Origin of the sequence: Cupriavidus sp. H18C2 (assembly GCF_049393795.1) — a bacterium.
GTDB classification, from domain to species: domain Bacteria; phylum Pseudomonadota; class Gammaproteobacteria; order Burkholderiales; family Burkholderiaceae; genus Cupriavidus; species Cupriavidus pauculus_C.
In genome coordinates, this window is the sequence record NZ_CP186010.1 from 796236 (window position 1) to 817927 (window position 21692).

The following is a 21692-nucleotide window of genomic DNA, read 5'->3' on the forward strand; positions in this document are numbered from 1 at the left end:
TTCTGTCATACTTGACGCCGTTATGCGCCCCAAATTCGACCCCGAGGCACTGCCCGTTATCGAGACCGACAGTCGCCGCGCGCCGCTCACCGCGCCGCGCATGCAACCCGATTTCATCCGGCACCGGCTGCTCTCCCCGCCGGCCTGGGAGCCAGAGCTGACCGACGAGTCGCGGATCTACGACAAGACGCGCGGCTTGCGCGAAGCCGCGGTGCTGGTGCCGCTGGTTGAGCGCCGCGACGGCCTGACCGTGCTGCTGACCGAGCGCAATGCGAATCTTTCGTCACACGCGGGTCAGATCAGCTTTCCGGGCGGGCGCCAGGAAACCTACGATGCCGACCGCATCGCCACCGCGCTGCGCGAGACTGAGGAAGAAATCGGCCTGCAGCGCGACTTCATCGAGGTGCTGGGATCGCTGCCGGACTACATTACCGGCACCGGCTACCACGTCAGCCCGATCGTCGGCCTGGTCCGTTCCGGCTTCACGTTGCAGGCCGATGCCGGCGAGGTGGCCGATATCTTCGAGGTGCCGCTGGCGTTCCTGATGGACCCGTCGCGCCACGAGCGCCGGCTGTTCCGATGGGAAGGCGGCGAGCGTCAGTTCTATGCGATGCCCTATCCGCGCGAAGGCGGCGGCCACCGCTTCATCTGGGGCGCGACGGCCGGGATGCTGCGCAACCTATACCACCTGCTGGCGGCCTGAGGCTGGCGCACGGCTTCACGCGGCGGCGGTCGCGTCCGCGCAATGCGGGCAGCTCTTGCCCACCACGTAGGCCGGACCCTGCTGCTCTTCGGGCGTCACCACGGCACGGCAGGCGAAGCACTGCACCGGGCCAGCCGGTTCCAGGTTCGGATTCAGCGCGGTCCGGTAGTCGAACACGAAGCAGTCGCCGCGGTAGTGGCTGCCGCCGACCTCCTCGAAATACTTCAGGATGCCGCCTTCGAGCTGGTAGACGCGCTCGATCCCCACTTCCTGCATGTGGATGGCGGCCTTTTCGCAGCGGATGCCGCCCGTACAGAACGACACCACGGTCTTGCCTGCCAGCGCCGCCTTGTGCTCGGCCACCGCGGGCGGGAATTCGCTGAATTTCGACAGGTTGTACTCGACGGCCCCGTCGAAGGTCCCCACCGCCACTTCAAAGTCATTGCGCGTGTCCAGCATCACCACGGGCCGCCCTTCGTCGTCATGACCCTGGTCCAGCCAGCGCTTGAGGTCCACCGGCCGCACCGCCGGCGCCCGACCCGCCTCGGGGCGGATCAGCGGCATCTTCATCGTGATGATTTCCTTCTTGGCGCGCACCAGCATGCGCTTGAACGGCTGGTTCTCGGACAGGCTCTCCTTGGGCGCGATGTCCGCAAACCGCGCGTCGGCGTGCAGCCACGCCATGAAGCCGTCGATCTGCGCGCGGGTGCCGGCCAGGAACATGTTGATGCCCTCCGGCGCGAGCAGGATCGTGCCTTTCAGGCCGGCCGCCTCGCAGCGCTCGCGCATGGCGGGGCGCAGGGTCTCGATATCGTCGAGCGTGACGAACTTGTAAGCCGAAATGTTGACGATCTGCATGGAGCGACGCTGCCTTGCCGGCGCTGGACGCGCCGGTAACTGCCTGATTGGAAAGGCGATATTATAGCCGCTGATCGGCCCCGCCGATACCCGTCCCGAAGCGGCGGCGCGGGCGTCGCGCGCACGCCGCACACCGCGCGCCGCAAGCCCCGCAGCCCCCCATTTTGCGAAAACTCTCAGGTTTCCACCGGGGGCGAGCCGGTACAATGGCGCCCTATGTCTGCACCTCGCTTCGTACACCTTCGCCTGCATTCCGAATATTCGGTCGTGGACGGCATCGTCCGCCTGGAAGACGCCGTCAAGGCCGCCGCCAAGGACGGCATGGGCGCGCTTGCGCTGACCGACCTGGCCAACGCGTTCGGCCTGATCCGCTTCTACAAGGAAGCCCGCGGCGGCGGCGTCAAGCCGATCGTCGGCGCCGACGTCTGGCTGACCAACGCCGACGACCGCGACAAGCCCGCGCGCATGCAGTTGCTGGTCCAGGACCGCATCGGCTACCTGAACCTCTGCACGCTGCTGTCCCGCGCCTGGCTGGGTAACCAGTATCGCGGCCGCGCCGAGTTCGAGCCGGGCTGGTTCCAGGAACCGGGCGAGGAAGGGCTGCCGCTGGCCACGGGCATGATCGCGCTGTCCGGCGCCATGGGCGGCGATATCGGCCAGGCGCTGGCCAACGGCAACGAAGACGGCGCGCGGCGCGCGGCGGCCCATTGGGCCAGCGTGTTCCCGGGCCGCTTCTATATCGAACTGCAACGGGCCGGGCATCCCGGCACCGACGCCTACATCCAGCAGGCCGTGCCGTTGGCGGCCGCCATGCAGTTGCCCGTGGTGGCGACGCATCCGGTGCAGTTCATGTCGCCCGACGATTTCACGGCGCACGAGGCGCGCGTCTGCATCGCCGAGGGCGAGCTGCTCGCCAACCCGCGCCGCACCCGCCGCTTCACGACCGACCAGTATTTCAAGACGCAGGACGAGATGTGCGCGCTGTTCGCCGACATCCCGAGCGCGCTGCAGAATTCGGTGGAAATCGCCAAGCGCTGCAACCTGACGCTGGAACTGGGCAAGCCACGGCTGCCGCTGTTCCCGACGCCCGACGGCATGTCGCTGGACGACTACCTGGTCTTCATGGCCAAGGACGGCCTGGAAAAGCGGCTGGCCGTGCTGTTCCCCGACGACGCGGAGCGCGAGCGCAAGCGGCCCGAGTATTACGCCCGGCTGGAATTCGAGACCGGCACCATTATCAAGATGGGCTTCCCCGGCTACTTCCTGATCGTGGCGGACTTCATCAACTGGGCCAAGAACAACGGCGTGCCGGTGGGCCCGGGCCGGGGCTCGGGCGCCGGCTCGCTGGTGGCCTACGCGCTGGGCATTACCGACCTCGACCCGCTCAAGTACGCGCTGCTGTTCGAGCGCTTCCTGAACCCGGAGCGGGTGTCGATGCCCGACTTCGACATCGACTTCTGCCAGCACGGCCGTGACCGCGTAATCACGTACGTCAAGGAGAAGTACGGCAAGGACGCCGTGTCGCAGATTGCCACGTTCGGCACGATGGCCGCCAAGGCCGCCGTGCGCGACGTGGGCCGCGTGCTGGACCTGGGCTACGGCTTTGTCGACAGCGTCGCCAAGCTGATTCCGTTCAAGCCCGGCAAGCTCGTGACGCTGGAGGAAGCGAAGAAGGAAGAACCGGCGCTGGCCGAGCGCGAGCGCAACGAGGAAGAAGTCCGCCAGTTGCTGGAACTGGCGCAGCGGGTGGAGGGCATGACGCGAAACGTCGGCATGCACGCCGGCGGGGTGCTGATCGCCCCGGGCCGGCTGACCGATTTCTGCCCGCTCTACACGCAGGGCACCGACGGCATGAGCGGCGTCGTCAGCCAGTACGACAAGGACGACGTGGAAGCGGCCGGCCTGGTCAAGTTCGACTTTCTGGGCCTGACCACGCTGACGATCCTGGACTGGGCCGAGCGCTACATCCGGCGCCTGGACCCAAGCAAGGCCGACTGGAACTGCAGCCAGATCCCGCTCGACGACGGCCCCGCGTTCGACATCCTCAAGACGGCCAACACGGTCGCCGTGTTCCAGCTTGAAAGCCGCGGCATGCAGGGCATGCTCAAGGACGCCAAGCCCGACCGCTTCGAGGACATCATCGCGCTGGTGGCGCTCTACCGGCCGGGCCCGATGGACCTGATCCCCAGCTTCTGCGCACGCAAGCACGGCCGGGAGAAGGTCGAGTATCCCGATCCGCGCGTGGAGCCGGTGCTCAAGGAGACCTACGGCATCATGGTCTACCAGGAGCAGGTGATGCAGATGGCGCAGATCATCGGCGGCTACTCGCTCGGGGGCGCCGACCTGCTGCGCCGCGCCATGGGCAAGAAGAAGCCCGAGGAAATGGCCAAGCACCGCGAGCTGTTCCGCGAGGGCGCCGACAAGAACGGCCTGAGCGCCCAGCAGGCCGACGACATCTTCGACCTGATGGAGAAGTTCGCGGGCTACGGCTTCAACAAGTCGCACGCGGCCGCCTACGCGCTGCTGGCCTACTACACGGCCTGGCTCAAGGCGCACCATCCGGCGGAATTCCTGGCAGCCAACATGTCGCTGGCCATGGACGACACCGACAAGGTCAAGATCCTCTACGAGGATTGCCGCCTGAACGGCATCGCGGTGCTGCCGCCGGACGTCAATGCCAGCGAGTACCGCTTCGCGCCGACCGATGCCAAAACCATCCGCTATGGCCTGGGCGGCATCAAGGGCTCGGGCCAGGGCGCCATCGAGGACATCCTGCGCGCGCGCGAGGAGAAGCCGTTTGCGGACCTGTTCGACTTCTGCGAGCGCGTCGACCGTCGACAGGTCAACCGCCGGACCATCGAGGCGCTGATCCGCGCCGGCGCGTTCGACAGCCTCAACGACAACCGCGCGCAGTTGCTGGCATCGGTGTCGATCGCCATGGAAGCGGCCGAGCAGAAGGCCGAGTCCGCCAACCAGGTGTCGCTGTTCGACCTGATGGACGACGCGGGCGAAGCCCACCGGCCGTTGCTGGTCGACGAACCGCGCTGGACGGCCAAGCGCACGCTGCAGGAAGAAAAGCAGGCGCTGGGCTACTACTTCTCTGGCCACCTGTTCGACGCCTCGCGCGACGAAGTACGCAGGTTCGTCAAGGGCACGCTGGCCGCGCTGGAAAAGGAAGTGCAGGGCAACGGCGGCGGCTACGGCCGCGACGTCCGCGGCAAGGTGATTGCCGGCGTGATCATGGGCATCCGCACGCAGATGACGCAGCGGGGCAAGCTGATCATCGTCATGATCGACGACGGCACCGCCCAGATCGAGATGACGGTCTTCAGCGAGCTGTACGACGCCAACCGCCACATGTTCCGCGAGGACGAGCTGATCATCGCCCAGGGCAACGCCCGCCACGACACGTTCACGGGCGGCGTCCGCTTCACGGCCGAATCGGTCATGGACATGGTGGCGGCGCGGGCGCGGTATGCGGAGGCCGTGTGCCTGGGCTTCAACGGCAACGCTTCCACGGAACGGCTGCGCGAGCTGCTGACGCCGTTCCTGGCCAATGGGGCGCAGCAGCCGGGCGTGCCGGTGCGCGTCAGCTACGTCAACCGCACGGCCCGCTGCGAGGCGATGCTGGGCGACCAGTGGCAGATCACGCCGTCCGAGGAGGCGCTGGCCAGCCTGCGCGGAGCGCTCGGCGACAGCGTGCGGATGCTTTATGGCTGAGGGGATGGTCGACCAGTCCGCGGGCACGGCAAGCAAGCCCGCCATCCTGTTCCACGTCACGCACTTCCTGCATGGCGGCATCGAGACGTCGCTGGTGTCGCTGCTCACGTCGCTGCAGGACCGGTTCGAGCTTGGCCTGACGGTGACCTATCCGTCGCCCGAACTGGCGTCCCATTTCCGCGCCCGCCTGCCGGCCAGCGTCAAGGTCCATGTGCTGGCCGAAGCGCCGTGGCTGTCGCATTGCCGCCAGCTAAAGAAGCAGCGCAAGCTTGGGCTGCTGGGCAAGCTCTACGAAGAGGCGCTGCTGCCGCCGGTGCGCAAGCCCATCGTCCGGCGCCGCTTCATGCGGATCCTGGCGCAGGGCGGCTATGACGCCGTGGTCGACTACGACATGTCGCTGTCGCGCATCACCGGCCCGCTGCCAGTGCCGATGATCGGCTACCAGCACTTCAGCGTGGCGCATCTGGCGACGGGGCACGGCCGCAAGCTGCGCAAGCTGCGGCACCAGTGCCGGGAAGACTATGACGCGGTGGTCATGCTCAACGAAACCATGGCGGCCGATGCGCGGCGCCTGATTCCGGAGGCGGCGGACCGCTTCGTCAAGCTGTACAACGCGTTCGACCTGGAACGCATCCGCGCGATGTCCAGGCAGACGCCCGAGGGCTTGCCGACGCAGCCGTACATCGTGTCCGTGGCCCGGCTCGAAGAGAGCCAGAAGGACTTTGCCACGCTGCTGCGGGCCTATGCGTTGCTGGCGGATCGGGGCATCGACGAGGACCTGGTCATCGTCGGGGAAGGCCCGTCCCGCCCGGCGCTGGAAGCGTTGGCAAGCGAGCTTGGCGTCGCGGCGCGCGTGAAGTTCGTCGGATTCCAGGCCAATCCGTTTGCCTGGATGCGCAATGCCCGACTGATGGCCTTCAGCTCCAAGATGGAAGGGCTCGGCAACGTGCTGATCGAGGCGCTGACGGTGGGTCAGGTCGTGGTCAGCAGCGACTGTCCGGTGGGCCCGCGCGAGATGCTGGACGACGGCCGCGCCGGCCTGCTCGTCCCGGTGGGCGACGTACCCGCGATGGCGGCGGCCATCGAGCGGGGCCTGCACGATGCCGCGCTGCGCGAGGCGCTGCTGGCCCATGCCGCCCGGCACGTCGAGCAGATGGGCTTCGGCCCCACGGCGGCGGCGTTCAGCGCGCTGGTGGATCGGCTGACGCAGCGGACGGGTTCAGCGCCTGCTGCTGCAGCAGCCAAAGCTTGATGTATTTGTAGTAGCTGGCCTGGCCGTTCATCAGCGCGACGGCCAGCCCCTGGGGGCCGTCCAGAAAGCCCCGGCGCAGCAGCCACGTGCGCAGGAACGCCCAGCTACCGTGGGTCCAGGCGCTCAGTACCGTGGCGCGCTTGCCGCGCTGGAACGCCTGCTGGGCGCCCAGCGTCGAGTACTGGTCGATCTTGCGCAGCACCTGCGAGAAATCGTCGTACGTGTAGTGCAGCAGCGGGGTTTTCAGGTGGCCGATGGGGCCGTCGGTGACCACGTTCTCGTGGACGATGTCGTCGGTGAAGCGGGCGCGGCCGGTGCGGAAGACCCGGGTCAGGCGGTCCGGGTACCAGCCGCTGTGGCGCATGAAGCGGCCGCAGAAGCGCGACAGGCGCGGCATGTCGTAGGCGTCGGCGCGGCCGGAGTCGATGGCGGCCAGGATCTCGTCGCGCAGCGCGGGCGTGACGCGCTCGTCGGCGTCGATCGACAGCACCCACTCGCTGCGCACCTTGTCCAGGGCCAGGTTCTTCTGGGGGCCGAAGCCGGGCCAGCCGGCCGTTTCGTGGACCTCGGCACCCATGGCGCGGGCGATCTCCAGCGTGCCGTCCGTGCTGCCGGAGTCCACTATAATCGCGCGGTCGCACCAGGAGACACTCTCGAGGCACGCCCGGATGTTGTGGGCCTCGTTCTTTGTAATCAGTACGGCAGAGATTTTCATAGACATGCTTGCGACGCATCGCGCAGACCGGATTCGCCCGCCATTCTAGCGGCAGTCGGCGCGGTCTCCGGTCGGCAGGTGGAGCCAACGTGAACGACAGTAAAAAGCAAACGCCCCAGGAAACCGAAACCCTCAAGCGCGTCTGGGCGTACCTGAAGCCCGAGACGCGCAACTTCGTGCTGGCCATCCTGGCCATGGCGCTGGTCGCCGCCAGCGAGGGGATCATCCCCAAGGTCGTCAACGACCTGCTGGACAAGGGTTTCGGCGGCAGCTACGCCGGCAAGCTCTGGCACGTGCCGGCGCTGCTGGTGGGCGTGGCGCTGGTGCGCGGCGTGGCGCAGTTCGCGTCCGGCTACCTGCTGTCGCTGATCTCGAACCGCGTGCTGCTGAAGATGCGGATGCAGATGTTCGACCGCATGCTCCACGCCCCCGCGCTGTTCTACCACCGCAATACCGCCGCGTCGCTGATCAACGCCGTGATCTTCGAGGTCAACCAGGTCATGCAGATCCTGACCGGCGTGCTGATCACGCTGGTGCGCGACTCGCTGACCGTGCTGGCGCTGCTGGTCTACCTGTTCTACACGAACTGGCGCCTGACGCTGGTGGTGGCCGTGCTGCTGCCGACCATCGGCTTCGTGATGTCGAAGGTGAACCGCCGCCTGCGCCGGCTGAACCGCGAGCACCAGGCGCTGACCAATACGGCCGCGTACGTGGTGGAGGAGGCGGCCGGCGGCTACAAGGTCGTCAAGCTGCACGGCGGCGAGGCGTACGAGACCGCGCGCTTTGCGACGATGGCCGAGCGGCTGCGCGGCTATTCGATGCGCATGGCGGTGGCGGGCGGGCTGAACCAGCCGGTGACGGCGTTCCTGGCGTCGCTGGCGCTGTCCGTGATCCTGACCATCGCTATGGTGCAGGCGCAGGGCAACCAGACCACGATCGGTGGATTCACCGGCTTTGTCATGGCGATGCTGCTGCTGATCTCGCCGCTCAAGCACCTGACCGATCTGAACCAGCCGCTGCAGCGCGGCCTGACCGCCGCCGAAATGATCTTCGGCCTGATCGACGAGCCGGTCGAGGCCCAGACCGGCGGCCTGCCGCTGGCGCGCGCGCAGGGCGACCTCGTGTTCGACAACGTCGGCTTCCGCTATGGCGATGCCGGCCGGCCCGCGCTGAACCGCGTCAGCTTCCACGCCGCGCCGGGCGAGGTGGTGGCGCTGGTCGGGCCGTCGGGTAGCGGCAAGACCACGCTGGTCAACCTGCTGCCGCGCTTCTTTGATCCCACCGAAGGCCGCATCGTGCTGGACGGCAAGCCGGTCGACCAGTTCGGCCTGGCCGACCTGCGCCGCCAGATTGCATTCGTCAGCCAGGACGTGCTGCTGTTCAACGATACAATCGCCGCAAATGTGGCGTATGGCGTACATCCGCGCGAGCAAATCGATCTGGCGCGCGTGGAGCGGGCGCTGGCGGCGGCCTACCTGACCGATGTGGTCCGTGGCCTGCCGGAAGGCCTGGAGACGAATATCGGCGACAACGGCATGAAGCTGTCCGGCGGGCAGCGGCAGCGCCTGGCCATCGCCCGTGCCATCTACAAGGACGCGCCGATCCTGATCCTGGACGAAGCCACCTCGGCGCTCGATTCCGAGTCGGAGCGCCAGGTCCAGGCCGCGCTGGAAACGCTGATGCAGGGCCGCACGACGCTGGTCATTGCCCACCGGCTGTCGACCATCGAGAACGCCGACCGCATTGTGGTGCTGGAGCAGGGCCGCGTGGCCGAATCCGGCAGCCATGGCGAGCTGCTGGCCAAGGGCGGCCTGTACGCCGGGCTGCACCGGATCCAGTTCGCCACCGCGGCGGAGTAAGCTGCCAGCATCCGACGGCCATGGCGGGGTGCCATGGCCGGGCTGTACCGCATGTATCGCATGTACCGATACGGGGACCCGACACCCGACAGGAGACAGACATGACCGAGGCCGCACAAATCCCCGCCCAGCCCACCGCCCAGCCCCCCATCAGCCGCTACCCCGTCCCCGCCATTGCCGATCTACCCGACGACCTGCGCCAGCGCGTGCTGGAAGTGCAGGAAAAGGCCGGTTTTGTCCCGAACGTGTTCCTGGCGCTGGCCCACCGGCCGGACGAGTGCCGCGCGTTCTTCGCCTATCACGACGCGCTGATGCTCAAGGAGACCGGCAACCTGACCAAGGGCGACCGGGAGATGATCGTCGTGGCGACGTCGGGCGCCAACCAATGCCTCTACTGCGTGGTGGCCCACGGCGCGATCCTGCGGATCTACGAGAAGAAGCCGCTCGTGGCGGACCAGGTGGCGGTCAACTACCGCAAGGCCGACATTGCGCCGCGCCAGCGCGCGATGCTCGATTTCGCGATGAAGGTCTGCCAGGCGTCGCACACGGTCGACGAGGCCGACTTCGCGGCGCTGCGCGCGCACGGCTTTGACGACGAGGATGCCTGGGACATCGCCGCGATCACGGCGTTCTTCGGGCTGTCGAACCGCATGGCCAACACCATCGGCATGCGGCCCAACGACGCGTTCTACCTGCTCGGGCGCGTGCCGAAGGGCAAGTAGCGGCGGGCGGGGCTCAGCGGATCTGCGCGCAGCTTCCGCTCTTGGGGTCGAACAGTACCGGCCACGCCTGCTCGTAGATGCCGGGCGTGCAGTACTTCTCGCAGCGCGCGTGGGCCAGCGTGATGCGGCGCGGGTCCTGCCAGACCATGAGCTTGCAGCCGCTGCCATCCACGGCGTGCAGTTCGATGTGCGGCGTCTGCTGGACCTGCTTGAACTGCTCCAGGTCAAAGCGGCACGACCCCTTGCGCGACACCCAGAGCTTCCAGCTCAGCGACTGCACCGCGTTGTGCGCCACGCGGACCACGGCGTCCTCGCGAAAGCCGTCCTCCTCGGTGCGCCGGCAGACGCCGGCCATGTTGATCTCGCGCGCGGCGATGGGCGTGGCGCGGGTCTCGGGCGCGGGCGGGTAGGTGGTGTCGGTGTTCACGTTGGGGCCGGCCAGCGGCGGCGAGCGGTCCACCTTCTGCGGCAGCAGGTCCGCGCAGCCCGCGAACAAAAAAAGTGCCAGCATCGCTGGCACTGTCATGCGTATTGACTTCATGTCCGATCCCCTCTGGCCTCCGCCGCTTTCAATGTAGGGGATCGCCGGGCAAAGGCCAGCGCTATGTGATGGGGACTAGCCCTAGCGTGCGCCGGTAAGGTCCAGCGCCTATAGTCAATGGATGTGGCCGCGCACCGGTGCCGATGCGCGGCCTTTTGCATGGCGCGGCCGGGCCCGCGGGCCACGCTCGCGGCGCAAACGCGCGTTCGAGCGACGTGCGGCCCACGTCCCGCCCGGCCGGCGCTCAGGCCACCGCCTGCAGCGCGCCTTCGCGCGGCGCGGCGTGCTGGACGGCCGGATAGCCGGCCGCGAACACCAGCCGCCCGGCCGACCACGTGTGCGTGACCAGCGGCTGATCGGCCACGCTGGCCACGGCGATCACGTCGGCGCGCTGGCCCGGCAGCAGCCGGCCGCGGTCGGCCAGCAGGCAGGCGTCGGCCGGATTGGCGGTGACCAGCGCCAGCGCGTCGTTCAGCGGCAGCCCGGCCAGCCGCGACGCGGCAAACGCGGCGGCAATGAGCGTCGACGGCTGGTAGTCCGAGCAGAGGATGTTGCCCACGCCGGCCTGGATGGCGTCGATGGCCCGCATCGACCCGCTCTGGCTCTTGCCGCGCAGCACGTTGGGCGCGCCCAGGATGGTCGGCAGCCGATGCGCCGACGCGGCGCGCGCCGTCTCCAGGTTGATCGGAAACTCGCTCATGCGCACGCCCAGCGCCTGCATGGCGGCAATGCGCTGCGGCGAATCGTCGTCATGGCTGGCCGTCGGGATGCCCAGCGCGTGGGCCTGCGCCACCAGGCGGTTCACGCGCTCGGTGGCGCCGTCCAGCTCGGCGGTCTTGCGCGCGGCCGCGTCGGCGGCCTCGTCGCGGCTCATGCCGTGGTTGCCCATCATGTACGACAGATAGGCGTCGAGCGTCTTGAACTGGCCCTGGCCGGGCGAGTGGTCCATGACCGACAGCAGGTCCACCACGCCTTCGGCCATCAGCGCCTCCAGCACCGGCACGGCCGCCGCGTCGGTCACCTCGTAGCGGCAGTGGATGCGGTTGTCGACCAGCCCGTGCCGGTTGTAGGCGGCCACGGTGCGCACCAGCGTAGCGGCCGTGTCGTTGTTGCGCACGCCGAACTGGTTGCTGGCGAACGACAGCGCGTGGTACGGCGTGGTGATGCCGGCCGCGGCGTTGCGGCGGTCCACCTGCGCCACGGCAAAGTCGAGCGGGAACAGCACGTTGGCGCGCGGTTCCACTTCCTTTTCGATGGCGTCGCAGTGGACGTCGATCAGGCCCGGCATCACGGTGTGGCCGCGCAGGTCGATCACTTGCGCGCCGGCGGGGGCCGCGGCCGGTTCGATGGCGGCGATCTGGCCATCGGCGATCAGCAGGGCGCTGTCATGCAGCACGCGGTCGGGCAGGACCAGCGTGGCGTGCGTCAGGTAGGTGGAGGACATGTCCGGTTCGGAGTCGGGGGTTGGGGGCGATATGTCGAGGCGGGGCTCGGCGGCGGGCTTCAGGGCGTCCAGGCCTTCATGCGTTGGCGGCCACCACGGGTTGCAGCGGCAGCGCGCGCGTGGCCACGGCGTCGCGCACGGCCTCGTCGTGGAAGATGCCGATCAGCGCGCGGCCCTCGGCCAGTGCTTCGCGGATCAGGGCGATGACCACGGCGCGGTTGTCGGCGTCGAGCGAGGCGGTCGGTTCGTCCAGCAGTAGCACCGGGTGCCCGCCGATCAGCCCGCGCGCGATGTTCACGCGCTGCTGCTCGCCGCCCGAGAACGTGGCGGGCGGCAGGTCCCAGAGCCGGCGCGGCAGGTTCAGCCGTTCCAGCAGCACGGCCGCGCGGGCGCGCGCTTCCTCGTGGCTGGCGCCGCGCTGCTGCAGCGGATCGGCCACCACGTCCAGCGCGGACACGCGCGGGATGGCGCGCAGGAACTGCGAGACGTAGCCGATCACGTCGCGCCGCAGCCGCAGCACCTGCTGCTCGGGCGCGCCGGTCAGGGCCACCCACGGCTCGCCGGGCGCGCTGGTGTCGCGCAGCCGGATCGTGCCTTCGGTGGCCAGGTAGTTGCCGTAGAGGCAGCGCAGCAGCGTGCTCTTGCCGGTGCCCGAGCGGCCGGACAGCACCAGGCATTCGCCGCGCGACGCGTCGAAGTCGATCGCCTGCAGCACGGGCAGCCGGATGCCGCCCTGGTTGTGCAACGTGAACATCTTGCCGAGGCCGCGCACCTCGACCAGCTTGGCGGTATCTGCTTGCATCATGGTCAGCCCTGCAGGATGGAGGAAACCAGCAGCTGGGTGTACGGGTGCTGCGGGTCGTCGAGAATCTGGTCGGTCAGGCCCTGTTCCACCACGCGGCCGCCCTGCATCACGAGCGTGCGGTGGGCCAGCAGCCGCGCCACGGCCAGGTCGTGGGTGACCAGAACGGCGGCCAGGCCCAGGTCGGTCACCAGGCGGCGCATCAGGTCCAGCAGGCGGGCCTGCACCGACACGTCCAGCGACGCGGTGGGCTCGTCCATGAAGACCAGGCGCGGATGGGTGACCAGGTTGCGCGCAATCTGCAGCCGCTGCTGCATGCCGCCCGAGAACGTGCCCGGCACGTCGTCCAGCCGGGCCAGGTCGATTTCCATCTTCTCCAGCCACGCGCCGGCAATCTCGCGCAGGTCGCCATAGTGGCGGTGGCCCACGGCCATCAGCCGCTCGGCGATGTTGGCGCCGGCGCTGACCTGCATGCGCAGGCCGTCGCGGGCGTGCTGGCGCACGAAGCCCCAGTCGGTGCGGGCCAGCAGCCGCATGCGCGCGCTGGACAGCGACGCGAGGTCGGTCAGCCCGGTCTCGCGCATGTCGTAGTGCACGCTGCCGCGCTGGGCGCGCACCTGCATCGACAGTGCCTGCAGCAGCGTGCTCTTGCCGGAGCCCGATTCGCCAACCACGCAGAGCACCTCGCCGGGATACAGGTCGAAACTGACGTCATGGCAGCCGTGCGTGCCGTCCCACGTGTGGGTCAGGCTGCGGACGGACAGCAGCGGTGTGGCGTTCATGGCTGGCCTCCGGCGGCGGTCTGCACGGCCTGCGCGGCCTGGCGGTCGGCGCAGTACTCGGTGTCCGAGCACACGAACATGCGCGTGCCGGCATCGTCGGTGATGATCTCGTCCAGGTAGCTGTCGGTGGCGCCGCACTGCGCGCAGCAGCTCGACCACTTCTCGACGGTGAACGGGTGGTCCACGAAGTCCAGGCTCTTGACCGACGTGTACGGCGGCACCGCGTACACGCGCTTCTCGCGGCCGGCGCCGAACAGCATCAGCGCCGGGCTGCGGTCCAGCTTGGGGTTGTCGAACTTGGGGATCGGCGACGGGCGCATCATGTAGCGCTGGTTGACGATGACCGGGTAGTCGTACGTCGTGGCGATATGGCCATGGTGGGCGATGTCCTCGTAGAGCTTGACGTGCATGGACCCATACTCGGCCAGCGCGTGCATCGTGCGTGTTTCGGTCTCGCTCGGTTCCAGCCAGCGCAACGGCTCGGGGATGGGCACCTGGTAGACCATGGTCTGGCCCGCGCGCAGCTTCGTCTCGGGAATGCGGTGGCGGGTCTGGATGATCGTCGCCTCGGCGGTGCGCTCGGTGGTCTGCACGCCGGTCACGCGGCCGAAGAAGCGGCGGATGTTGATGGCGTTCGTGGTGTCGTCGGAGCCCTGGTCGATCACCTTGAGCACGTCCTGCGGGCCGATGATGGCGGCGGTCACCTGGATGCCGCCGGTGCCCCAGCCGTAGGGCAGCGGCATCTCGCGGCTGCCGAACGGCACCTGGTAGCCGGGAATGGCCACGGCCTTGAGCAGCGCGCGGCGCAGCATGCGCTTGGTCGATTCGTCCAGGTAGCCGAAGTTGTAGTGGTCGTCGCGCGCCACGGGGGCGGTGACGGGGGTAGCGTGGGCGGCGGTCATGCCAGCGACTCCTCTTGCGATGGCGACGGTTGCGGTTGCGATGGGGCGCCAGGATCAGCCTGGGATGCCTGGGCCGCCGGCTCGCCCTGCGCGGCGCGCAGCCGGCGCAGCAGTTCCAGGTTGGCCTGGAAGTCGACGTAGTGCGGCAGCTTCAGGTGCTGGACGAAGCCCGACGCCTCGACGTTGTCGCTGTGGTACAGCATGAACTCGATGTCGTTGGCGGGGTTGTCGGCGGCCTCGCCCAGTTCGGCGGCCCGCATCGCGCGGTCCACCAGCGCCATCGACATGGCCTTGCGCTCGTTGTAGCCGAACACCAGCCCGTAGCCGCGCGTCAGGCGCGGCGCCTCGTCGGCGTTGTCGGCGAACTGGCTCACCATCTGGCACTCGGTCAGCTCCACCTCGCCCACGGTCACCGCGAAGCCCAGCTCCTCGATGAACATCTCGACCTCGCAGCTTCCGTAGCGGATCTCGGCCGCGAACGGGTGCGAGTTGCCGTAGCCACGCTGCGTGGAGTAGCCCATCGACAGCAGGAAGCCCTCGTCTGCGCGGGCCAGGTTCTGCAGCCGCGCCGGGCGCCCGGCCGGGAAGGACAGCGGCTCGCGCGTCAGGTCGGGCGGGGCGGGGTCGCCGTCGGGGATCGTGTCGGCCTCGACCAGCGATTCGGCTTCGAGCAGGCCGGTCACGCGCGGCATGCTGGCCGCCAGCGGCGCGGGCGACGGTGGCAGCGGCTCCGGCTCGCGGCCCGCTTCCAGCGTGAAGTCGAGCAGCCGCTGGGTGTAGTCGTAGGTGGGTCCCAGCACCTGTCCGCCGGGCACGTCCTTGAACGTCGACGAGATGCGGCGCTGCAACTGCATGGTGCCGGTGTCCAGCGGCGCGGTGTAGCCAAAGCGCGCCAGCGTGGTGCGGTACGCGCGCAGCAGGAAGATGGCCTCGATCTGGTCGCCGGCCGCCTGCTTCAGCGCCAGCGCGGCCAGGTGCGGGTCGTACAGCGAGCCCTCGGCCATCACGCGGGCCACGGCCAGCGGCATTTGCTCGCGGATCTGCGCCAGCGTGACGTCGGGCACGGACGGGTCGCCGCGGCGATAGGTGTCCAGCATCCGGTAGGAATTGAGGATGGCGCGCTCGCCACCCTTGACGGCAACGTACATGTCAGTCCTCCACGTGCGTGGTGCGCGTCATGGCGCAGAAGTGCGGCCCGCTGGCCAGCAGCAGGTCCACGCCGAGCGGAAAGCGGGCGTTGTTGGCACGCCAGGCCGCGCGGAAGTCGTCGGGCAGGCCGCGCACGCGCAGCGGCTGGGTGGTCTCGATGCCGGGGCCGCGCAGCGTCAGCGCGTCGCCGTCGTGCAGCGACGCCACCTCGACGAGCAGCGTGGCCGAGCGGTCGGGATAGTCGGGCAGGCCCTGCGCGCAGTCGGCCAGCGCGGGCATGGCGTGGCCGGCCGGCACGCAGACGAACGTGGCGTTGGCCACGGCATCGACCAGCGGGCAGCCGCAGTGGAAGCGCAGGAACGCGCGGGCGGCTGCGGGCACGCTGGCGGGCAGCCAGACCGGCGTGTCGGGATCGGCCAGCGTCAGCAGCAGGGCGGTCAGCGTGGGCGACAGGCCGTCGGGCTGGCCGCTGGCGGCGGGCAGGGCCTGCAGCCGGCCGGGATGCGCGAACGCGTCGAGCGTGGCGCGGAACACGGCCTGCGCGTCGTCCACCGGGTTGTCGAAGCCGGGCAGCAGCGACGGCGTGGCGCTGGCGTGGGGCGTGGCGGTCATCGGGCTATCGGTGGGGGGCATCAGTCGTCTCCGCGGGCCATCGTGAAGAATTCGACGCGGGTTTGCGCCGCCGTGGCGGCCTGCCGCGCAGCGCGGTCGGCCATGGCCTGGGCCAGCGGGGCGATCACGGCGTCCTGCACGCGCTGGTGCCAGTCGGGCCGCTGCAGCAGGGCGTCGAGCAGGGCGGCCTGTTCGGCATGGCGCTGGCCGCGGCCCTGCACGTAGGCAATGCCCGCGGTGGCCGGCTGGGCGTCCGGGGCGTCCGGGGTGTCCAGCACCACGGCGCAGCGCGTGACGGACATCTCGCCAAGGTTGAACTGGGCGCCGGTGCCGCCGGCCCGGGCGCGCACCATGGCCATGCCCGATTCCGGCTTGCGCAGCAGGCGGTAGCCGGGTGCGGGCGCGGCCGCGAACAGCCGGGCGCAGGCGGCGTCCAGTGCATCGGACTGGGCCAGCGCCAGCACCCGCAGCCATGCGGCGCGCGCTGTATTCGCCGCATCGGCCGGGCCGGCGGTTTCATTCTGCATGATCACCCCTATACGTCTATACGTTTAGATGTAAACTAACACAACACGGCGATACTAGACCACAGGCACGTGAACGTTTCATGACGGGTCGGGGATTTGCTCGGGCACGCCGCGCGGGCGCCGGGTCTGAGGCACAATCGCACGGCAACCATTAAGGCTTGATGACACAGGGCAGGACGAACGATGTCTGATCGGGAAGTGGAACGCGGTTCCGGCGTGGCGGTCTGGCGCCAGATTGGCGAGGCGCTGGCGGAGGACATCCGCAACAAACTCTATGGGCCTGGCGAGCAACTGCCGCCGGAGCCGGAACTGGCCACGCGCTTTGCCGTGAACCGCCACACCATCCGCCGCGCGATGGGCGAGCTGGAGCTGAGCGGGCTGGTGCGCATCGAGCAGGGCCGCGGCACGTTCGTGCAGGAACACGCGATCGACTACGCGATTGGCCGGCGCACGCGGTTCTCGCAGAACCTGGCCGCGCAGGGCATGCGCGGGCACCTGGAACTGGTGGACAGCCAGACGCTGCGCGCGCCGGAGATTGCCAAGCATCTGGGGCTGGCGCGCAATGCCGACATCCTGCACGTGCAGATGGTGGGCAAGGCCGAGGCGCGGACCATCGACGTGTCCGAGCATTATTTCGATCCCAGGCGCTTTCCCGGCATGGCGGAGGCCGTGCGCGACACCGGGTCGATCTCGCGCGCGCTGGCCGGCTTTGGCATTGCCGACTACACGCGCAAGTGGTCGCGCATCACGGCGGCCATGCCCAGCGCCCCGGTGGCGCGGCTGCTGAACCAGCCCAAGACGCGGCCGGTGCTGCAGGTAGAGGCGCTCAACGTCGACATCGACGGCGTGCCGGTGCAGTACAGCCTGACGCGCTTTGCCGGCGACTGGGTGCAGCTTACGGTGTCCGACAACGACTGACAGATTTGCTGCGGGCCGCTGCAGCACAGTCTAGCCTGCGGCAGGGTCAAGCTGGAAGGTCACATATTGGTCTAGACATCTGTGTGTCATCTGGCGGCGCTACCTTACGCCGCACCTCAAGGGCCGATCACGGAATCTCCCTCATGCAAACCACAACTTCTACCTATTCGCCCCCGCTGCGCGGCTTGACCGGCCGCCGTGTGCTCGGCGCCGGCGCCATCGGCCCGGCCACGCTGGGCTTTGACCACGGCAGCATCGCGCCGCAGGCCGGCGACAGCGGCCCGTGCGTCGATGCCGGCGACCTGCTGGTGCTGCCCGGCATCGTCGACGTCCACGGCGATGCGTTCGAGCGCTCGGTGATGCCGCGCCCCGGCGTGAGCTTTCCGTATGGCACGGCGCTGCTCGACGTAGACCGCCAGTTGCTGGCCCACGGCATCACGACCGAATTCCACGGCGTCACGCTGTCCTGGGAGGGCGGGCTGCGTGGCGAAGCCTACGCGCTGCGCATGTTCGAGGCGCTGGCGCAACTGCAGCCCGTGCTGGGCGCGTCGCACAAGGTGCACCTGCGCTTCGAGGCTTATCACCTTGCCGGCGTGGACACCGCGCTGCAATGGATTGCCGATGGCCGCGTCGACCTGCTGGCGATCAACGACCACCTGCCGACCATGGCCCGCCGGATGAACGACGAGCGCAAGCTCGCCCAGTACGCCGAGCGCGCCGAGTGCGACATCGAGACATTCCGCAACCGCCTGCGCACGGCCAGCCGCCACGCGCAGGACGTGCCGGCCGCCGTGGCCCGGCTGGTGGCTGCCGCGCGGGCCGCGAACCTGCCCGTGGCGTCGCACGACGACCCCGACGCGGCCACGCGCCAGCACTACCATCGCCAGGGCTGCGCGATTGCCGAGTTTCCGCTGACGGTGGACGTGGCCACGCTGGCGCGCCAGATCGGCGACGAGACCGTGTTCGGCGCTCCCAACGTGCTGCGCGGCAAGAGCCACACCGGCGCGCCGAACGCCACAGAGATGATCGCGGCCGGCCTGTGCACGGTGCTGGCGTCGGACTACTACTACCCGGCGCCGCTGCAGGCCGCGTTCCGGCTCGTGCAGCTTGGCATCTGCGGCCTGCCCGACGCGTGGCACCTTGTGTCGCGCAATCCGGCGCGCGCGGCGGGCCTGCGCGACCGCGGCCTGCTGATGCCCGGCATGCGTGCCGACGCGATCCTCGTCGACGACAGCCTGCCTGGCCTGCCGCGCGTGTGCGGCACCATCGTCAACGGCGAACTGCGCCACACCACGGTGGCGCTGCCGCTGATCGACCTGGCCGACCAGGGCAGCCTGGCCGCATGATGCCCGCCGCTGCTGCCGCGCATCGCTACGCGATCTACCTGGCTCCGGCCGAGCCGTTCCGCACGTTCGGCGCGCAGTGGCTGGGCAGGGATGCCGATACCGGCGCGGCGCTGTCGCCGGTCATGGCCGGGCGGCCCGCGCAGTGGGTCGAGGCGCCGGCGCACTACGCGCTGCACGCCACGCTGAAGCCGCCGTTCCGGCTGGCCGACGGCACCGATCCGGCGATGCTGGACGCCGCCGCGCGCACGTTCGCGGCCACGCGCCAGCCGTTCCAGGCCCCGCTGACGCTGCGCGCGCTGCGCGGCTTCCTGGCGTGGTGCCTGGACGACGCCGACGGGCCGGGCGGGCGGCAAATGCACGCGCTGGCCGACGCCTGCGTGCGCGATTTCGACCGCTTCCGCGCGCCGCCCACCGCCGCCGAGATCGCCCGCCGCGACCCGGCCAGGCTGACCCCGGCGCAGCGCGCGCACCTGGACGCGTGGGGCTACCCCTACGTGTTCGACACCTTCACGTTCCACATCACGCTGACCGGCATGCTCGACCCGGCCGACGAGGCCGCGGCCTTCGCGCTGCTGTCGCAGGCCGGCGGCACGCTGCTGGAGCAGCCGCTGCAGGTGGACGCCATCAGCGTCTACGTCCAGCCCGCGCCCGGCGCCGACTTTGTCGCGGCGCGCCACTATCGCTTCGACGGCAGCACCCGGGACGGGGCTGGCGCGGCGTACCTGCCCGCATGACGCCGCCCGCCCCCACCGACGGCCACGGCCTGTTCTATGTGATGGGGCCGTCGGGCAGCGGCAAGGACTCGCTGCTGCGCGCGCTGCGCGACCGGCTGGCGCCGTCCGAGCCCGTGGTGATTGCCCACCGCTACATCACGCGCGCGGCCGACGCCAACGAGGCGTCCGTGGCGCTGACGGCCGACGAATTCCATCGCCGCATCGACCTGGGCTGCCTGGCGATGCACTGGCAAAGCCACGGGCTGCGCTACGGCGTGGGCGTGGAGATCGAACAGTGGCTGGCGCGCGGGCTCAAGGTCATCGTCAACGGCTCGCGCGAGTACCTGCCCGACGCGGCGGCGCGCTACCCGAAGCTCTGCGCGGTACACGTGCGCGTCAGGCCCGAGGTGCTGGCCGCCCGGCTGCGCCAGCGCGGACGCGAATCGGAAGACGCCATCGCCGGGCGCCTGGCACGCGCCACGCAGCCGTTCGCGGTGCCGGATGGCTGCCGGGTGGTCGAGATCGACAACAGCGGGGCGTTGAGCGATTCGGTGGAGCGGTTTGCGAGGCTGGTGGCGGGGTGAAGGAACTGGGGCTGGCGACAGGCCGGCCCTCACCCGCGGCCCCTCTCTTGCAAGCGAGAGAGGGGAGCAAACCGGCGGATTCTGTGATGCCCGGTGAGGGCAGGCGACTCAAGAACGGGCGGCGCTCCGCACCCACCGCCCCGCCATCTCCAGGTAGCGCCCCAGCGGCGGCGTTGCCAGATCCACCACCTTCGCCAGATCGTCATAGCGGCGCAGCCTGACCGCCTCCAGCGCGTGCGGCTGCGCCGCGAACGCCTGCGCCTGCGCGTCGTCGTAGACGCCGCCCTGGAGCTGCAGGCTGTGGACCGACGCCGGCGACAGCGTCTGGCGATACCCCGGGTCCACCGCGCACAGGTAGCGCTTGGCGGCCACGTGCAGGCGGATCGGCTCGGTGACATCGGGGCCGAACAGGGCCGCCAGCGCGTCGGCGGCGGCTTCCTGGTGGCGCATGTCGGTGGTGCTGCTTTCGGCCAGCATCAGGTGGCCCACGTCGTGCAGCAGCGCGGCAACGACCAGCGGCTCGGGCTCGCCGGCCTGCTCGGCTAGCTGGGCGCACTGGAGCGCGTGGGCGGTCTGGCTGATGGCCTCGCCGCCGTACCACGCGGTGCCGTGCGCCTCGAACAACGTGGCAATGCGGGGCAGGGTCAGCGCGGTCATACCAGCACCTTGCGGATGCGGGCCGAGATCACGTCGATGGCCACCACGAACAGGATGATGATGATCATCACGGCACAGGTCTGGGCGTACTGGAAGCTGCGGATGATCTCCCAGAGCACGGTGCCGATGCCGCCGGCGCCGACGATGCCGACCACCGACGCCGAGCGCACGTTCGACTCGAAGCGGTAGAGCGCGAACGACAGCCACAGCGGCAGCACCTGCGGGATCACGCCGTAGACGATTTCCTCGATCGGGCCGGCGCCGGTGGCGCGCACGCCCTCCACGGGGCGCGGGTCGATGGCTTCCACGGCTTCGGCAAACAGCTTGGCCAGCACGCCCGTGGTGTGGATCCAGATCGCCAGCACGCCCGCGAACGGGCCCAGGCCGACGGCCACGATGAACAGCATCGCGAAGACCATCTCGTTGATGGCGCGGCAGGCGTCCATCACGCGGCGCGCCGGCTGGTAGACCCAGACCGGCACGATGTTGGCCGAGCACAGCAGGCCCAGCGGCACGGCCATGATGACGGCCAGCGCGGTGCCCCACAGCGCGATCTGCACGGTCACCAGCATCTCGTCCAGGTAGGTGCGCCAGTCGCGGAAGTTGGGCGGGAAGAAATCGGCGGCGAACTTGGCCATGTTGCCGGAATCGCGCAGCAGGTCCAGCGGGCGCATGTCGGCGCCTTGCCACGACATGGCGAGCATGGCCAGCACGATCGCCCAGAACAGCATCACGGAAAGGGACGTGCGCGGCGGCCGGACGGCGCTGTGGGGCGAAGGGGGCAGGCCAGGCTTGGCGGTGGCGGTCATGGGAATCCGGGGTGTAGAGGCTTGGAACGGGGCAGGCCGGGGGCATCCACGTGGACGCCCCGGCCTTGGGGGAGCAA

General features: G+C 69.5%; 21 protein-coding genes. 9 read left to right on the top strand and 12 right to left on the bottom strand.

All coding sequences use genetic code 11. From position 1 onward, the window contains the following. Nucleotides 1-22 precede the first annotated feature (22 nt). Nucleotides 23-703 (top strand): CoA pyrophosphatase, encoded by a 681-nt coding sequence (locus EPAKOI_RS03790; protein ID WP_313835627.1) that lies wholly within the window; start codon nucleotides 23-25, stop codon nucleotides 701-703. A gap of 15 nt (nucleotides 704-718) precedes the next feature. Here the strand turns inward: EPAKOI_RS03790 and EPAKOI_RS03795 are convergent, their stop codons facing one another. Then, nucleotides 719-1561 carry a sulfurtransferase gene (locus EPAKOI_RS03795; RefSeq protein ID WP_423193019.1) on the bottom strand — a complete coding sequence of 281 codons (843 nt, stop codon included), beginning with the start codon at nucleotides 1559-1561 and terminating at the stop codon, nucleotides 719-721. A 216-nt stretch (nucleotides 1562-1777) separates the two neighbouring features. On the opposite strand from EPAKOI_RS03795, the gene dnaE reads away from it, so the two are divergent. Both dnaE and EPAKOI_RS03805 read left to right on the top strand, forming a co-directional pair. Continuing rightward, nucleotides 1778-5281, top strand: coding sequence for a DNA polymerase III subunit alpha (dnaE, locus tag EPAKOI_RS03800; protein ID WP_423193020.1), 3504 nt, complete (start codon nucleotides 1778-1780; stop codon nucleotides 5279-5281). Between the two features lie 4 nt (nucleotides 5282-5285). Beyond that, entirely contained in the window at nucleotides 5286-6533 is a 1248-nt protein-coding gene (locus EPAKOI_RS03805; protein ID WP_423193021.1) for a glycosyltransferase, read from the top strand. Here EPAKOI_RS03805 and EPAKOI_RS03810 read toward each other — a convergent pair. After that, nucleotides 6463-7248: a glycosyltransferase family 2 protein gene (locus EPAKOI_RS03810; protein ID WP_313835874.1), complete on the bottom strand. Its 786-nt coding sequence runs from the start codon at nucleotides 7246-7248 to the stop codon at nucleotides 6463-6465. The genes EPAKOI_RS03805 and EPAKOI_RS03810 overlap by 71 nt on opposite strands. Before the next feature lie 89 nt (nucleotides 7249-7337). Here EPAKOI_RS03810 and msbA point away from each other — a divergent pair, with 89 nt between their 5' ends. Continuing rightward, the gene (gene msbA, locus EPAKOI_RS03815) at nucleotides 7338-9107 is read left to right on the top strand and encodes a lipid A export permease/ATP-binding protein MsbA (protein WP_423193022.1); all 1770 of its coding nucleotides are present in this window, start codon (nucleotides 7338-7340) and stop codon (nucleotides 9105-9107) included. A 101-nt stretch (nucleotides 9108-9208) separates the two neighbouring features. Further along, entirely contained in the window at nucleotides 9209-9829 is a 621-nt protein-coding gene (locus EPAKOI_RS03820) for a peroxidase-related enzyme (protein ID WP_124682159.1), read from the top strand. Nucleotides 9830-9842: 13 nt separating this feature from the next. On the opposite strand, the gene EPAKOI_RS03825 is transcribed toward EPAKOI_RS03820, so the two are convergent. The 8 genes from EPAKOI_RS03825 to phnG form a co-directional block, all read right to left on the bottom strand. Beyond that, nucleotides 9843-10355 carry a hypothetical protein gene (locus tag EPAKOI_RS03825; protein WP_313835637.1) on the bottom strand — a complete coding sequence of 171 codons (513 nt, stop codon included), beginning with the start codon at nucleotides 10353-10355 and terminating at the stop codon, nucleotides 9843-9845. Between the two features lie 259 nt (nucleotides 10356-10614). Further along, nucleotides 10615-11814: an alpha-D-ribose 1-methylphosphonate 5-triphosphate diphosphatase gene (locus EPAKOI_RS03830; protein WP_423193023.1), complete on the bottom strand. Its 1200-nt coding sequence runs from the start codon at nucleotides 11812-11814 to the stop codon at nucleotides 10615-10617. A gap of 76 nt (nucleotides 11815-11890) precedes the next feature. Further along, nucleotides 11891-12619 carry a phosphonate C-P lyase system protein PhnL gene (gene phnL / locus EPAKOI_RS03835; protein WP_313835641.1) on the bottom strand — a complete coding sequence of 243 codons (729 nt, stop codon included), beginning with the start codon at nucleotides 12617-12619 and terminating at the stop codon, nucleotides 11891-11893. A 2-nt stretch (nucleotides 12620-12621) separates the two neighbouring features. Then, nucleotides 12622-13398: a phosphonate C-P lyase system protein PhnK gene (gene phnK / locus EPAKOI_RS03840; protein WP_124682155.1), complete on the bottom strand. Its 777-nt coding sequence runs from the start codon at nucleotides 13396-13398 to the stop codon at nucleotides 12622-12624. Beyond that, the gene (locus tag EPAKOI_RS03845) at nucleotides 13395-14300 is read right to left on the bottom strand and encodes an alpha-D-ribose 1-methylphosphonate 5-phosphate C-P-lyase PhnJ (protein ID WP_423193024.1); all 906 of its coding nucleotides are present in this window, start codon (nucleotides 14298-14300) and stop codon (nucleotides 13395-13397) included. The genes phnK and EPAKOI_RS03845 overlap by 4 nt, the downstream gene beginning before the upstream one ends. Continuing rightward, nucleotides 14297-15448, bottom strand: a complete 1152-nt coding sequence (locus tag EPAKOI_RS03850) for a carbon-phosphorus lyase complex subunit PhnI (protein WP_423193025.1) — start codon at nucleotides 15446-15448, stop codon at nucleotides 14297-14299. The genes EPAKOI_RS03845 and EPAKOI_RS03850 overlap by 4 nt, the downstream gene beginning before the upstream one ends. A 1-nt stretch (nucleotide 15449) precedes the next feature. Next, nucleotides 15450-16082 carry a phosphonate C-P lyase system protein PhnH gene (gene phnH, locus EPAKOI_RS03855; RefSeq protein WP_423193026.1) on the bottom strand — a complete coding sequence of 211 codons (633 nt, stop codon included), beginning with the start codon at nucleotides 16080-16082 and terminating at the stop codon, nucleotides 15450-15452. Next, nucleotides 16082-16588 carry a phosphonate C-P lyase system protein PhnG gene (phnG, locus tag EPAKOI_RS03860; protein WP_423193027.1) on the bottom strand — a complete coding sequence of 169 codons (507 nt, stop codon included), beginning with the start codon at nucleotides 16586-16588 and terminating at the stop codon, nucleotides 16082-16084. The genes phnH and phnG overlap by 1 nt, the downstream gene beginning before the upstream one ends. Before the next feature lie 183 nt (nucleotides 16589-16771). On the opposite strand from phnG, the gene phnF reads away from it, so the two are divergent. The 4 genes from phnF to phnN all read left to right on the top strand — a co-directional run bounded on the left by phnF (nucleotide 16772) and on the right by phnN (nucleotide 20149). After that, nucleotides 16772-17506, top strand: a complete 735-nt coding sequence (gene phnF, locus EPAKOI_RS03865) for a phosphonate metabolism transcriptional regulator PhnF (protein WP_124682151.1) — start codon at nucleotides 16772-16774, stop codon at nucleotides 17504-17506. 143 nt (nucleotides 17507-17649) lie between these two features. Then, nucleotides 17650-18852: an alpha-D-ribose 1-methylphosphonate 5-triphosphate diphosphatase gene (locus EPAKOI_RS03870; RefSeq protein ID WP_423193028.1), complete on the top strand. Its 1203-nt coding sequence runs from the start codon at nucleotides 17650-17652 to the stop codon at nucleotides 18850-18852. Further along, the gene (locus EPAKOI_RS03875) at nucleotides 18849-19586 is read left to right on the top strand and encodes a DUF1045 domain-containing protein (RefSeq protein ID WP_423193029.1); all 738 of its coding nucleotides are present in this window, start codon (nucleotides 18849-18851) and stop codon (nucleotides 19584-19586) included. Before EPAKOI_RS03870 ends, EPAKOI_RS03875 begins: the two co-directional genes overlap by 4 nt. Continuing rightward, a complete protein-coding gene (gene phnN, locus EPAKOI_RS03880; protein WP_423193030.1) occupies nucleotides 19583-20149 on the top strand; it encodes a phosphonate metabolism protein/1,5-bisphosphokinase (PRPP-forming) PhnN in 567 nt (188 codons plus the stop codon). The genes EPAKOI_RS03875 and phnN overlap by 4 nt, the downstream gene beginning before the upstream one ends. 108 nt (nucleotides 20150-20257) lie before the next feature. Here the strand turns inward: phnN and EPAKOI_RS03885 are convergent, their stop codons facing one another. Both EPAKOI_RS03885 and phnE read right to left on the bottom strand, forming a co-directional pair. Then, complete coding sequence (locus EPAKOI_RS03885; protein WP_423193031.1) at nucleotides 20258-20806, bottom strand: phosphonate degradation HD-domain oxygenase; 549 nt, start codon at nucleotides 20804-20806, stop codon at nucleotides 20258-20260. After that, the gene (phnE, locus tag EPAKOI_RS03890; RefSeq protein WP_423193032.1) at nucleotides 20803-21615 is read right to left on the bottom strand and encodes a phosphonate ABC transporter, permease protein PhnE; all 813 of its coding nucleotides are present in this window, start codon (nucleotides 21613-21615) and stop codon (nucleotides 20803-20805) included. Before phnE ends, EPAKOI_RS03885 begins: the two co-directional genes overlap by 4 nt. Between the last annotated feature and the right edge of the window lie 77 nt (nucleotides 21616-21692).